General features: G+C 37.3%; 10 protein-coding genes. 2 read left to right on the plus strand and 8 right to left on the minus strand.

Annotation, left to right across the window (positions count from 1 at the left end):
- Positions 1–69: 69 nt before the first annotated feature.
- From aepX to pstC, 8 genes are all read right to left on the minus strand, one after another.
- The gene (gene aepX, locus DY109_RS10570) at positions 70–1,440 is read right to left on the minus strand and encodes a phosphoenolpyruvate mutase (protein WP_023946901.1); all 1,371 of its coding nucleotides are present in this window, start codon (positions 1,438–1,440) and stop codon (positions 70–72) included.
- The gene (locus DY109_RS10575; protein WP_115737892.1) at positions 1,437–4,220 is read right to left on the minus strand and encodes a YidC/Oxa1 family membrane protein insertase; all 2,784 of its coding nucleotides are present in this window, start codon (positions 4,218–4,220) and stop codon (positions 1,437–1,439) included. Before DY109_RS10575 ends, aepX begins: the two co-directional genes overlap by 4 nt.
- A complete protein-coding gene (locus DY109_RS10580; protein WP_115737893.1) occupies positions 4,213–5,475 on the minus strand; it encodes a CDP-glycerol glycerophosphotransferase family protein in 1,263 nt (420 codons plus the stop codon). The genes DY109_RS10575 and DY109_RS10580 overlap by 8 nt, the downstream gene beginning before the upstream one ends.
- Before the next feature lie 747 nt (positions 5,476–6,222).
- Complete coding sequence (locus tag DY109_RS10590; protein WP_023948242.1) at positions 6,223–6,897, minus strand: response regulator transcription factor; 675 nt, start codon at positions 6,895–6,897, stop codon at positions 6,223–6,225.
- Positions 6,898–7,011: 114 nt separating this feature from the next.
- A complete protein-coding gene (locus DY109_RS10595; RefSeq protein ID WP_023948240.1) occupies positions 7,012–7,659 on the minus strand; it encodes a PhoU domain-containing protein in 648 nt (215 codons plus the stop codon).
- Positions 7,659–8,411 (minus strand): phosphate ABC transporter ATP-binding protein PstB, encoded by a 753-nt coding sequence (pstB, locus tag DY109_RS10600; RefSeq protein WP_023948238.1) that lies wholly within the window; start codon positions 8,409–8,411, stop codon positions 7,659–7,661. The genes DY109_RS10595 and pstB overlap by 1 nt, the downstream gene beginning before the upstream one ends.
- A 22-nt stretch (positions 8,412–8,433) precedes the next feature.
- Positions 8,434–9,318 (minus strand): phosphate ABC transporter permease PstA, encoded by an 885-nt coding sequence (gene pstA / locus DY109_RS10605; RefSeq protein ID WP_023948236.1) that lies wholly within the window; start codon positions 9,316–9,318, stop codon positions 8,434–8,436.
- Positions 9,315–10,142 (minus strand): phosphate ABC transporter permease subunit PstC, encoded by an 828-nt coding sequence (pstC, locus tag DY109_RS10610; RefSeq protein ID WP_034549728.1) that lies wholly within the window; start codon positions 10,140–10,142, stop codon positions 9,315–9,317. Before pstC ends, pstA begins: the two co-directional genes overlap by 4 nt.
- Before the next feature lie 602 nt (positions 10,143–10,744).
- Here pstC and DY109_RS10615 point away from each other — a divergent pair.
- Both DY109_RS10615 and DY109_RS10620 read left to right on the plus strand, forming a co-directional pair.
- A complete protein-coding gene (locus DY109_RS10615; RefSeq protein ID WP_023948232.1) occupies positions 10,745–12,187 on the plus strand; it encodes a CDP-glycerol glycerophosphotransferase family protein in 1,443 nt (480 codons plus the stop codon).
- Complete coding sequence (locus DY109_RS10620; protein WP_023948231.1) at positions 12,180–15,011, plus strand: YidC/Oxa1 family membrane protein insertase; 2,832 nt, start codon at positions 12,180–12,182, stop codon at positions 15,009–15,011. The genes DY109_RS10615 and DY109_RS10620 overlap by 8 nt, the downstream gene beginning before the upstream one ends.
- Position 15,012 lies beyond the last annotated feature (1 nt).

Raw genomic sequence — 15,012 nt, forward strand, 5'->3', positions numbered from 1 at the left:
AACCACAGAATCTAAGTGCTCGTAATCCAAGCGAGACCAAAACCGCACACGGAAATTCTAGGATTTCCATTAGATCGTCCCCGGGATTAGTGATAAAATCTCTTTCACACTCATACATTTAGATTCTATCTCCAAGCTCCTGTCATGCTCCAAAATCCCCTGTGCGACTTCCTGCATCGCTACGAAGCTTGCGCGTAGGGCGTGGTTGGCGTAGATTATGATGTTTGCGCCGGCATCTGCTAGCTCTGTGGCGGTGATGGCATTGAAGCTTGTGGGCACTAGCACGATTGGTGTGGTGCTGTCTTTTGCTCTAAAGGCGCGCAAAAAGCTCAGAATCTCACTCGGGCTCTTTTGCCTTGAGTGGATCATTATGCCATCTGCGCCCGCCTCTATGTAGGCAAAGGCACGCTTGAGTGCATCATCTTGCCCCTTATCAAGTATCAAAGATTCTATGCGCGCGATTATCATAAAGTCGCTGGTTACTTGCGCGCGCTTGCCGGCGGTGATCTTTGCGCAAAACTCCTCTATGCTCTCTTGGCTTTGCGCTACTTCATTGCCAAGGAGCGAATTTTTCTTTAAGCCTGTTTTATCCTCGATAATGACCGCGCTCACCCCTAGTCGCTCTAGGGTCTTGACGCTAAAGATAAAGTGCTCCACTCTCCCGCCCGTGTCTGCATCATAGATAAGCGACTTTGTGGTAACCTCAAAAATCTCATTTATGCTTTGCAGGCGGTTTGTGAGATCGAGAGCCTCGATATCTGGCTTGCCTCGCAGGGTAGAGTCTGTAAGGCTAGAGCTCCAAAATCCATCAAATTCCACGCGCACGCCATTTTTCAGCACATAGACATTTTGGGCGATGAGCGCGGATAGGGCAGAGTGGGATTCTAGAATCCGTAGAGGCTTTTTAAGTGTGAGGAGTTTTTTTAGTCGTGCTTGACGCATAGCAGTGCTAATGCCTAGTGAATTCATCGCTTTTTTGATACCAAGAGCATTTATTTGTGAGCTGTATGGGATCTCTACGAGTGCAGGGTGCGTGGATTTATCCTCTAAATCTTGCGGATAATGGGCATGGAGGAAGTCTAGCACCTCCTTGCGATACTTGCTTAAATACCCACTTTGCCAATCATCGCCATGCACGATAAATTGCGGTTTTATCTTGGCTAGATTGTCTTTATAGCTGAAACTTTCTTGAGGGATTATAGAATCTATAAGCGTGAGATTTTCTAGTACGATTTTACGCTGTTCGTAGTCCAAAAATGGTGCTTCATCAGCCTGAGCTATCGCACTATCTGTAAGCAAACCTACTACGACTTTGCCATTATTAGAATCTGCGAGTTCTCTTGCAAATTTTAAAATATTTATATGCCCTGCATGGAGTAAATCTGCCGCCATGGCTACATAGATTATGGGGTTAGTTTGTGTAGAGGTAGATTTATTCATTGTTGCTCCTTGTTTATTTCCTTAAATGCGTTAGGGTCTAGCACATTATCTTTGACGCGCCAAATTTTTTCAAATATAAGATAAGAAGCGTTTTTTGCCTGCTCTGTCCAATGCACATTAAGTGTGTGGATAAGCTCTCTAGATTCTGGATAGTTCTTTAAGATATTTACTTTATTGCACGCTTTGAGCTCATCGCATAAAATCCCATAAACATCAGCATTACTCATCAGGCGAGAATCTACTTTTAAAGGAGCATTGCTATTAAAGTCTTTTATCAGCAAAAGTGGGTTTGGATTGTTGCCTATTGAAGGTTTATAAGCTTGCTTGTGGTCGATGATGTCATTATAGCTATGGTCGCTTATAAGCACAAGCATTGTATTGTCATAAATCTTATTTTTCTTAAGAAAATCAATTAAAATAAAAGCTTCTTTCATTGCGCAGATTTCATTATCATAGTGCCCTTTGTTTGCAATAAATGGGTTGTATTCTTGTGGTAATTGACTAGGAGCGTGCATTTTTGGCGTGCAAGTGGTGGAATCTAGCGCAAAAGGATAATGTGTATGATTTGTATGAATGTATTTGAAAGTTTTATTTTTTGCGTCCGTATTAAGATTGCGCACGATTGTAGATAGAGCAGAAGCAGCAGAGATTCCATTGATAAAAGAACCTATTTGCACTCTTGCGCCAAAAAGCCACGAGTAGTTGCCAAATTCAAAATCTTTATAAATTCTTGTCCTAAGAGAATAAGGCGCAAAGTAAAATAATCCAATAGATGCCATTTCACCAATAGGGCGATTTTGTGCCCTTAAATTTTGGATTTGTTCTTGAATATTATGTATTTTTTCATAATAAGGTAAAAAATCTTGATTTGCTTCTATGATTGTAATATATGGAGTGTCAAGGTCATTAGAACTAATATAAGGCATACCATAAGATTGCACTTCAAAGCCTTTGGAGGCAAATTGTGAAAATGAATTTATAAGCGCATTTGTTATGGTTTCGCTGTATTGTTGCATTGATTTATCTTTCTGCGCGTAAGCAGAAAGATTATGTCCTGTTAGAATAGTGTGTGCTGTGCGTGAAGTATGCCCATCAAGCGAAAGGGTATTTGGATAATAAGTAAATCCTTGTAAATTGTTTTTAAATTCTGGAAATTGCTCTAAGATTACTTTTAAATGCGAGCCTGTGAATCCATCAAACAAAAGCACAAGCACATTTTGTTTATCTTTGCTAAATGCTCCTAAATCGTGCATAAAACTTGGTAAAAGTTCATCGAGATTCGCATTAAGTTTTATCTCTTGTTTGGAAGCTAAGAGTTTTTTATTTTCTGCATAGATAGTAAAAAGTGAAAACAGCCATACAAGAGCAAGGGTTGCGCTAATAATTTTGAGGGCTTTATCCCAAAATCCAGCGAAGCGCAAAAGGAATAAAGCTAAAATGCACGCACCAATCCCAATGCCTAAATCTACATATTTGGCATAAGGATTGCTAAGATTATGCGGATTTTTGAAAACGAAATTGTCCATTTGCGAATATGCTTCACCCGTAACCACATTATAATCCAAGATAAAAGTATAAACTAATCCTATAAGTAAGATTACACTTACTGCAAAAGTCCCAAGCTTTAGTAATCTTGTATTATAAAAAAAGCTTGTGAGATATATACATACAAAGCTACTAAGCAAAAAGATTCCAAAAAGTGCAGAGAGTGTGGCACTTGTCTGTGTAGGGTCAAACTGACTCACATCAGAGCTATATACCGCAAAGGGTGAAAATACACAGATTAAAAAGGAGATATTTAAAATCGCAAAGATTGAGATATTTATGTAAAGTGATTTGTTTGTATTGTCATTGCTAGAATCTACATTAATAGATTTATGGCAACACACACCTTTTGTCATTGCGAGCTTCACTTGTGAAGCGTGGCAATCTATAGAATCCACTTTGTCATTGCGAGTGTGAGCGAAGAATCTAGTATTTGCGGATTCTTCAGTCATGCTTTGCACTCCTTCAGAATGACAAGTAGTTGGCTTATGGCAAGATGATGATTCTTTGCTTGAATCACAATGATGATGAATTACACTAAAGATTTTGCTTGTCTCTTGTGATTTATTTCTGCGCAATGACAATTTATAATTATTTATCACACTTTTTAGCAAATAAAAAAGTGTATTTATCGTCCAATACAGCACAAGCGCGCTAGGCATATTATAAAGTAGCACCAAAAATATTAGCGCAATAAGCGTGCCTTGGATCCTAGCAGCCCTCTCTTTACTAGAGATAAAGACATTTAGCAAAGTAAATATTGTCATTAAAAGCGGCAATATATGCAGATTTGCAAAAAGCACAGAATCTGGCTTGCTCAAATCATTTATCCAAAGAAAAGAGATACCCTCAAATACAGAGCTTTTACTAATGACTGCAGCAATCGCGATAAAAAATGGAATTTGCAGTGCTAGTCCCCCAAGTCCTCGCAATGCAAAAATAGGGTGATAGTGGTTTTGGCGGTAGAGTGTTTTAGTAAAAGCATGGAGCTTTGCGCCTTTATAGACACTCTTCCAGCCTTTGATACGAGAATCTAGCTTTTGCTTTATTGCTTTATCAGATTCTGCAAGCCTGTCGGTATAAACAAAAAGTTTAAATAAAAATAGATTTATCAAAATACTTATCGCAATAATGCTAAGTGCAGGACTATGCAAACACTTAATAAGAAATCCTAAGATAAAATCTAAGCTTTGCTCTAGTGGATAGATGAGGATAAAATACAAAATATCAAGCATTTATGCCTCCTTGTTTTTGTTGATTGCCTAAAATAGAGTTTATCTGCATTACTTTTGAGAGGATAGATGGGTTTAGCTCTTGTGCTAAAAGCTCTTGTTGCAGACTAAGAAGTGCTTTAGCGCAAACTTCTCCACCGTATCCTTCATATGTCCAAAGCGATGATTTGAGGGCTTTTATATTGGATTGAATCTGCTTAGATTCCTTAGAGTGCAAAATCTCATCAGCAATTTGTGCGATTTGGGGTATTTGCTCTGCTTTTATGTTTTTGCCTATAGTTTTAAGCACACCACACACCCAAGGTTCTTTGAAGCTTGTGTCTTCTAAGTCATAACCTACTACATTAAAATGTGTTTCTATTGTGATGATAGGCTTTTCAAAAAGACATATAAAATCAAAAATCACACCAGAGAAATCTCCTATCATAAGATCTGTTCTATCTAGCGCATAAATATTATCTGTGCGAGTATCCCAAGAGACATTAGGATAGCTTTGTGTGAGATTCTGCAAGGAAACAATAAGGCTAGATTCTGAAATAAAGCTTTGTGGATGTGGGCGAATGATGATCTCAAACCCAGCTTCTGCTAAAGGCGTGATAAGTTGCATACCATATTTACTTAGTAATGCTTCTCTTCCCCAAGAAGGTGAGATAAGGATAGTTTTTGAAGTTTTAGATTCTGTATTTGGTTTTTGTGTGTTTTGAAAAGCCTTTAGCTTTGCTTGCAATACATCAAGATAAGTGCAGCCAGAGAGGATAAGCTTTTTTTGCTTTAGTCCTCGCACAGCTTCAACTTCACGAATAAATGGCTCATGTATTGTGGAATTAACCAATACAGAATCAAAATAATCAAGTGCAAAAACTTCGTAATTATCAACACTTGCAGGAGAATGGATAATGTGGCAATAATGTTTTACACCTTTTGATCGGCGGATTTGTAGCACATCAAGTGCGGGCGTAGTCATCACTACAATATTTGCGGTAAGCGAATTGAGCTTTACCCATGCCTTGTTTGGATCACCGATAAACTCAAAGTGCGAATGGGTGCAACTTTTAGCACGAGTAAGCAGGGGATCATCAGGGCTTGAGGTGTAATAAATATATGGAAAATGAAGTAAATCAAAATAGTCTAAGATAGGGGAGAAAACATTGCTATACTGCTTACCTTCGCAATAAAAGACGATATTTGTAGAATCTAGGCTTGTAGGATCTAGTGCTATCTTTTTGCCTAAATAAGCTTTTGCTTGCCCCCCCCCCATTTATTAAAAAGCTAATCTTATAAAATATACCTTTAAAGAAAAAAATACTAGAGATAAAAATCGCCACGACTGATGAGAGCAAGAGCGAGCCACTACCAGGATCCAGATAGGCAAAGCACACAGAGTGCAAGCAAGCCAAAAGTGCCAAAATACGAATACTAAAACTTCTCAATCCTCTCACTTTTTAGCTCCTTATGCTTTTTAATTCTCTTACTTTTATATTCGCTTTTACATTTTTCAATGTGATATGCCTTTTATGTAGTTTATCTTTTTATCATCTTTTATTTATTCTTTTAATTCTTTTATCTTGATTCTTTTATTTTGCTTGTTTGGGTAGATTCTAGTTGGCATTGTTTTGTTTGAAATAACAACAAAGTAGATTCTTATAAATTGCCACAACTTCTAACAAAAGTCTCACAATGACAAAAAACTAGATTCTAGAGACGAGATGTGATTGTAGCAATCCAAATCAAAAATTAACCTTAAAGAAATTAAACTTGAATGAACTTAATTAACCTTGAAATAAAATTAAATAACCTTAAATGAAAGCAAAATGAAAGTAATAAGAAGTTGGAGGGTTTGTGGTGGGGGAGTAGAATCTAGAATCTATTTTTCTATTTAGCGATTTAGCGATGATGATTAAATGCAATTCTGCATTTTTTTGACTGGATTCTTTCCCTTTATAATGCTAGAGTCAGAATGTCAAAATACAGATTCTAGATTCTGCCCTCCTTTTTGGCTATTTGATTACTCTTTGTCTTGGGTGATTTTATATCCGACTCCGCGAATTGTTTTAATATGATTGCCTAAAGCTCCTAGTTTGGTGCGCAAAGTATTGATATGCATATCGATTGTGCGCGTTTCACCGGTGTATTCATATCCCCAGACAATCTCCAAAAGCTCTTCTCTGCTGAAAGTGCGCTCCATATTTTGAAGCAGAAATTCAAGCAATTCAAACTCTTTGCGTGTGGTTTGGATAGGCTTAGAGTCAAGCGTGATTGTGTGTTTTTGGGGCGAGAGGATTAGAGAATCTAATTTAAGCTCACCAAAGGCTTGCTGTGTGATGCGTCTAAGGAGGGCTTTTATCCTAGCGATAAGCTCAAGCGCACTAAATGGCTTTGTGAGGTAATCATCAGCACCAAGCTCAAGCCCCTTTATCTTGTCATACTCACTTCCAAGCGCGCTAAGACAAATGATAGCAATATGCTTTGTTTTGGCTTTACTACGAAGCTTGGCAAGCACATCAAGCCCACTCTCACCCGGAAGCATAATATCAAGCACCACCAAAGACGGAAGCTCAACATTGAGTGCTTCAAAAAAACTTTGGGGATTGTCAAAGCCTTTTGCTTGCATATCTTGGTTTTTGAGTGCATAAAGCACAAGATCTAAGATGCTTTGATCATCTTCGAGAATGTAGATCATGTAGAATGTTCCTTTTTTGTGCTTATATAGAATCTAGATTTTACGCAAACACAAAAGTGCTTCACAAAATTACTTAAAAGCTAGATTCTAGATTCTTTATAGTGTATTCTTTTATTACCAACCAAGATGCACTATATAATCGCCGATTTTTTCGTATTGTTTGGCGACAATCAGCACATCAAGCCATACCTGCGCTTTTTGTCGCGTTTTGGAGAGTTTTTTGGCGATGTGCTCTTGGGTTTGCGCAAATGCAAGATCAAGCTTTTTTTCTTTTTTGTAGAGATCTTCTTTATAAGATTTTTCTTTCGCATGGTTTTGGGTTTTGAGCTCTTTTTGGAGGATTGCAAACATCTCGCAACTGACTTGCGCCATAGTAAAAAGTGCTTCGGGTATGTATTGTTTTGAGATTTTGGCTAGAGTTTTTATGTTGTTTTGGGCAAGTTCGCCTATGCTTTTGATATCTACCACACTTCTAAATGTCGTTGTAATCTGCCCCAAATCATACGCCACAGGCTGTTGGAGCAAAAGTATAAGCTCGCAAGATTCTGAAATACTTTTTTCTTTTTCAGTGAGCTTGGAGAGGATTTTATAGCTTGTTGCAAGCAGTTCGCTTTGCTTTTTGCTTGTTTTTTTGGTGGGCTTTTTTTGGTAGAGATTGTGTAGCGACTCTTTGTTGAGCGCAATTGCCTGCGCGCACAAATCATACATCAAGTTAAGTTCTTTTTGTAGATTCTGTAATTGCTCTTGATAGATTGTTCTCATTATCCAAACCTCCCTGTAATGTAGTCTTGCGTTTTTTTCTCTTTGGGTGCGCTAAAGAGCTTTTTTGTCTCATCAAATTCTATAACCTCTCCAAGTAGAAAAAACGCCGTTTTGTCCGAGATTCTCGTGGCTTGCTGCATATTGTGTGTAACGATAATAATGGTATATTTTTGTTTTAATTCGTTGATGAGATCTTCTATTTTGAGTGTAGAGATAGGATCAAGCGCACTCGTAGGCTCGTCCATCAAAATCACTTCAGGATTAACCGCCAAAGCTCGAGCGATACAGAGTCTTTGCTGCTGTCCGCCACTTAGGCTGAGTGCTGATTTTTTGAGTCTATCTTTGAGCTCATTCCATAGCGCAGCACCTTTGAGGCAAGTCTCTACGATTTCATCGAGCGTGTGTTTGTCTTTGATATTGTGTGTTTTGGGACCGAAAGTGATATTATCATAAATACTCATTGGAAATGGATTTGGCTTTTGAAATACCATACCTACGCGCTTACGCAACGCATTAACATTATAATCATGATAAATATCTCTTCCATCAAGTAGAATCTTGCCTGTGATTTTACAATTTGGAATCAAGTCATTCATACGATTGAGGCTTTTAAGCAAAGTGCTTTTGCCACAGCCACTCGGACCGATAAACGCACTGACTTGATTTTTTTTGAGTGAGAGATTTATATTTTTGAGTGCGTGAAAATCGCCATAATATAAATCCATTTTTTTGATATGAAAAGTCGTATCCATAATGCTTCCTTAAAGTTTTTCCTTAGCTGATGTGTAGTGGGCTTAGTTTTTTGACTAAGAAATTTGAAGTGAAATTTATAATCACGACAAAAATAAGCAACACCACAGCTGTGGCGTAGGCTTGCGTGAGGTATTGCCCCTCACTTAGAAGTGCATACATATGCACGCTTAATGTCCTTCCAGAATCATTAAGGCTTGCGATTTTGGCAACCGTGCCTGAAGTATAAAGCAATGCCGCACTCTCGCCTACAATCCGCCCGATAGCCAAAATCACTCCCGCTAAAATCCCACTTATCGCGCATGGCAAAATCACGCGAAAAATCGTGCGTAATTTTCCAGCACCAAGCGCGAAGCTTGCTTCTTTGTAAGTTTGTGGAACTGACTTTAGCGACTCTTGGGTATTGCGCAAAATCAGCGGCAAAATCATAATTGCCAAAGTTAATGCACCTGAAATAATGCTTAGCCCAAACCCAAAATAAATCACAAACGCCAAATATCCAAAAAGCCCATAAATAATCGAAGGAATTCCTACAAGCGTTTCAGCAGCAATGCTGATAATAGCGACAATTACACTATCGCTTTTGGCGTATTGCACAAGAAAAATCGCACCCAAAATCCCTATGGGCGTAGCCAAGATAAGTGCAAAAATAATCATTGTAAAGGTATTGATAATCGCTGGAAGCATGGAGGCATTTTGTGTAGAGTAATGCCACTCAAAAAGGCGAGAATCTAAATGCGGAAAGCCCTTAATTAAAATATATCCAACCACAAGCCCAAAAGTCATAAGGCTTATACATATACCCAATTTGGTGATGAGAGAAAGAATAATCGAGAGCGCATCTTTATCTCTAAATTGCCCGATGGATTGTTTAAAGTATGGCTTGAGATATGACATTATGGCATTCATTTTTTCTTCTCCATTTTGAGTGCATTGAAGCAGAGGTTAATTCCCAAAATAAACACAAACAACACCACGCTTGAAGCGATAAGCACATCTCGATGAAGCCCCTCTGCATAACCTAGCTCTAAGACGATATTTGTCGTTAGCGTGCGCACACCATCGCTGATAGATTCTGGTATTATGGCTTGATTACCTGCGATGACAATCACTGCCATCGCTTCACCAATAGCCCTGCCAATGCCTAGAATCACGCTTGCTAAGATTCCGGATTTGGCATCTTTGATGACTACAAAAAATACTGCGCGCTCTTGTGTCGCTCCGAGGGCTAATGCGCCTTCAAAATAGCTTTTGCTGACAGCTTGAATGCTTGTTTTTGAAACCAAAATAATTGTTGGCAAAATCATCATAGCAAGCAAGATTGACGCGCTCAAAAGCCCCTTACCACTTGTATCAAACACTTCGCCTACAATTGGCACAATCACAATCAACCCAAAAAATCCATACACAATCGAGGGGATACCAGCGAGCAATTCAATGCATGGAGTGAAAAATCTAAGAAGTGGCTTTGGGCAAAAATACGCCATATAAATCGCGCTCAAAACCCCGATAGGCACGCCAAAAACAATCGCTAATGCGGTGATATAAATGCTACCTACAATCATAGGAAAAATACCAAATTCACCAATAAGTGGCGACCACGAAGTGCCAAAGATAAAGTCAGAGAATCCGATTTTAGCGATTGTGGGAATGGCATTAACAAACAAAAACACACAAATCATTCCGACAGCAAAAACACATAATAGCGCACATAAGCCAAACACTATTGACATACAAAATTCAAGATATGCGCTTTTTGTCTGTGGAAGCTTGAGATGATTTGTTTTATGGGTTTTCACATGACCTACTTTATTGTGATTTGTGTTTTAAATATTTGGAAGCATTTTAAAACGCAGATGTAAAAAGAGAAGTTAAGTTGTGTAAAAATTGTGTAAATTTTTGGCGTTTAGATTCTAGATTCTACTCCCCCACCACAAACCCTCCAACTTCTTATTACTTTCATTTTGCTTTCATTTAAGGTTATTTAATTTTATTTCAAGGTTAATTAAGTTCATTCAAGTTTAATTTCTTTAAGGTTAATTTTTGATTTGGATTGCTACAATCACATCTCGTCTCTAGAATCTAGTTTTTTGTCATTGTGAGACTTTTGTTAGAAGTTGTGGCAATTTATAAGAATCTACTTTGTTGTTATTTCAAACAAAACAATGCCAACTAGAATCTACCCAAACAAGCAAAATAAAAGAATCAAGATAAAAGAATTAAAAGAATAAATAAAAGATGATAAAAAGATAAACTACATAAAAGGCATATCACATTGAAAAATGTAAAAGCGAATATAAAAGTAAGAGAATTAAAAAGCATAAGGAGCTAAAAAGTGAGAGGATTGAGAAGTTTTAGTATTCGTATTTTGGCACTTTTGGCTTGCTTGCACTCTGTGTGCTTTGCCTATCTGGATCCTGGTAGTGGCTCGCTCTTGCTCTCATCAGTCGTGGCGATTTTTATCTCTAGTATTTTTTTCTTTAAAGGTATATTTTATAAGATTAGCTTTTTAATAAATGGGGGGGGGCAAGCAAAAGCTTATTTAGGCAAAAAGATAGCACTAGATCCTACAAGCCTAGATTCTACAAATATCGTCTTTTATTGCGAAGGTAAGCAGTATAGCAATGTTTTCTCCCCTATCTTAGACTATTTTGATTTACTTCATTTTCCATATATTTATTACACCTCAAGCCCTGATGATCCCCTGCTTACTCGTGCTAAAAGTTGCACCCATTCGCACTTTGAGTTTATCGGTGATCCAAACAAGGCATGGGTAAAGCTCAATTCGCTTACCGCAAATATTGTAGTGATGACTACGCCCGCACTTGATGTGCTACAAATCCGCCGATCAAAAGGTGTAAAACATTATTGCCACATTATCCATTCTCCTGCAAGTGTTGATAATTACGAAGTTTTTGCACTTGATTATTTTGATTCTGTATTGGTTAATTCCACAATACATGAGCCATTTATTCGTGAAGTTGAAGCTGTGCGAGGACTAAAGCAAAAAAAGCTTATCCTCTCTGGCTGCACTTATCTTGATGTATTGCAAGCAAAGCTAAAGGCTTTTCAAAACACACAAAAACCAAATACAGAATCTAAAACTTCAAAAACTATCCTTATCTCACCTTCTTGGGGAAGAGAAGCATTACTAAGTAAATATGGTATGCAACTTATCACGCCTTTAGCAGAAGCTGGGTTTGAGATCATCATTCGCCCACATCCACAAAGCTTTATTTCAGAATCTAGCCTTATTGTTTCCTTGCAGAATCTCACACAAAGCTATCCTAATGTCTCTTGGGATACTCGCACAGATAATATTTATGCGCTAGATAGAACAGATCTTATGATAGGAGATTTCTCTGGTGTGATTTTTGATTTTATATGTCTTTTTGAAAAGCCTATCATCACAATAGAAACACATTTTAATGTAGTAGGTTATGACTTAGAAGACACAAGCTTCAAAGAACCTTGGGTGTGTGGTGTGCTTAAAACTATAGGCAAAAACATAAAAGCAGAGCAAATACCCCAAATCGCACAAATTGCTGATGAGATTTTGCACTCTAAGGAATCTAAGCAGATTCAATCCAATATAAAAGCCCTCAAATCATCGCTTTGGACATATGAAGGATACGGTGGAGAAGTTTGCGCTAAAGCACTTCTTAGTCTGCAACAAGAGCTTTTAGCACAAGAGCTAAACCCATCTATCCTCTCAAAAGTAATGCAGATAAACTCTATTTTAGGCAATCAACAAAAACAAGGAGGCATAAATGCTTGATATTTTGTATTTTATCCTCATCTATCCACTAGAGCAAAGCTTAGATTTTATCTTAGGATTTCTTATTAAGTGTTTGCATAGTCCTGCACTTAGCATTATTGCGATAAGTATTTTGATAAATCTATTTTTATTTAAACTTTTTGTTTATACCGACAGGCTTGCAGAATCTGATAAAGCAATAAAGCAAAAGCTAGATTCTCGTATCAAAGGCTGGAAGAGTGTCTATAAAGGCGCAAAGCTCCATGCTTTTACTAAAACACTCTACCGCCAAAACCACTATCACCCTATTTTTGCATTGCGAGGACTTGGGGGACTAGCACTGCAAATTCCATTTTTTATCGCGATTGCTGCAGTCATTAGTAAAAGCTCTGTATTTGAGGGTATCTCTTTTCTTTGGATAAATGATTTGAGCAAGCCAGATTCTGTGCTTTTTGCAAATCTGCATATATTGCCGCTTTTAATGACAATATTTACTTTGCTAAATGTCTTTATCTCTAGTAAAGAGAGGGCTGCTAGGATCCAAGGCACGCTTATTGCGCTAATATTTTTGGTGCTACTTTATAATATGCCTAGCGCGCTTGTGCTGTATTGGACGATAAATACACTTTTTTATTTGCTAAAAAGTGTGATAAATAATTATAAATTGTCATTGCGCAGAAATAAATCACAAGAGACAAGCAAAATCTTTAGTGTAATTCATCATCATTGTGATTCAAGCAAAGAATCATCATCTTGCCATAAGCCAACTACTTGTCATTCTGAAGGAGTGCAAAGCATGACTGAAGAATCCGCAAATACTAGATTCTTCGCTCACACTCGCAATGACAAAGTGGATTCTATAGATTGCCACGCTTCACAAGTGAAGCTCGCAATGACAAAAGGTGTGTGTTGCCATAAATCTATTAATGTAGATTCTAGCAATGACAATACAAACAAATCACTTTACATAAATATCTCAATCTTTGCGATTTTAAATATCTCCTTTTTAATCTGTGTATTTTCACCCTTTGCGGTATATAGCTCTGATGTGAGTCAGTTTGACCCTACACAGACAAGTGCCACACTCTCTGCACTTTTTGGAATCTTTTTGCTTAGTAGCTTTGTATGTATATATCTCACAAGCTTTTTTTATAATACAAGATTACTAAAGCTTGGGACTTTTGCAGTAAGTGTAATCTTACTTATAGGATTAGTTTATACTTTTATCTTGGATTATAATGTGGTTACAGCCCAAAGCTATGGCGCAATGGAAGCTATGATGTTTTTAGATATTTCAGGAATTATGATTGAGCGCATTCATAAATATATTGATTTGGCTATCGGCGTTCTTTCATGTTGTATGATTTTTGTGATTTTAAGATTCTCTTTACATTTTTTATTAAAATGCATGCAGATTCTATTACTTGTATTGGTTATTGTTGCTTGTATTGATGTTTGTAAAATCTACAATATCACTTCGACATTTAAAGCACAGCAAAACCATTCAGCCCAACAAACAAAACAAGCAACTTCAATCAATCCAAACCCCTATCTCTCAAAATTTTCTAAAAACAATCTCAATATTATTGTGCTTATGTTTGATGCTTTTACAGGTTCGCATTTAAAAATCCTTTTAGAACAAAATCCAAATCTTTACCATCAGCTTGATGGCTTTGTGTATTTTGATAATACAACCACAGCTTCCTCTTTTACTCACACTTCTTTGCCTTCTGTATTTGGTGGAGAATATTATAGTGCGTATGAAATCAACAAAAGAATGCCTAAAAACCTAGATGATGAGCGTATGAGAGCTTTTCCTAATATTATAAATTCATTTTTAGCGCACAATTACCAAGTAGGTATGGATATTTATGGTATTGACCCAGCAGATAAAATAACCCACAATAAAAATCACTTTATTGCCACAAAAAGTCAAGATGGAGCATATTATTTGAATCTTTATGAAAAAAACTATAATTTCAGTTTGGAGCAGGCAATCGCTGAAGTCAGCGATGATATTTCACTTCTTGATTTTATCTCTTTTGGATTATTTAAATTTAGTCCTTATGTGTTTAGAGTAAGAGTCCTCAATGTCGAGGATACAAGCTGGAGGCTTCATACAGGCGAGAAAAAAAGCTCCACAACAGTAATCAAAGCAGCTACATTTCATATCGCTCAGCTCACTTCTATTGTCGATAATTCAACACTTGGTGCAACTACCCCAACCCTAAAACTTATAGCAAGCGGAATTTCTCATGATTCTTTTGCTTTTAATGAGTTATGCAAACCTTCAATACGACCAACTCCAAATTTACCACAGCAATACAGAGACCTCATACCAAAGCTATTTTGGGGCAAATACAACTCTGAAGTCTGCGCCCTTAAAGAAGTGGATAAATGGATTTTATGGCTTAAAAATAAAAATATTTATGACAATACATTATTTATTATTGTAAGCGATCATGGACGTGCTGATAGTTATCCACAGCTAAAAATTGCAGGTAATAAATTCCCCGGCTACTATACAGATACATTATTGCTTGTCAAAGAGCCAAAATCTCGCGGTAATTTGCGCACAGATAGCAGACTTATGAGTAATACAGACACAGCAAGCATAATATGTTCTTTTATAGGTGGCTGCCCAAATGTGCCAGATAATATATTGACACATTACCCACAAAATCGTGAAGTCGTGCATTTTTATCCAAAATATTTTCAGCACGATAGACATGCGCCAACACACTATATATTAGAAAGCTTATGGAAGGTAAAGGGCAATATTTTTGATCCTGCTAATTGGACAAATATTTCTTATGAGTTTTTAGACACTCCCCATACAAAGTAGA

The sequence above is a fragment of the Helicobacter fennelliae genome (assembly GCF_900451005.1).
Lineage (GTDB): Bacteria > Campylobacterota > Campylobacteria > Campylobacterales > Helicobacteraceae > Helicobacter_B > Helicobacter_B fennelliae.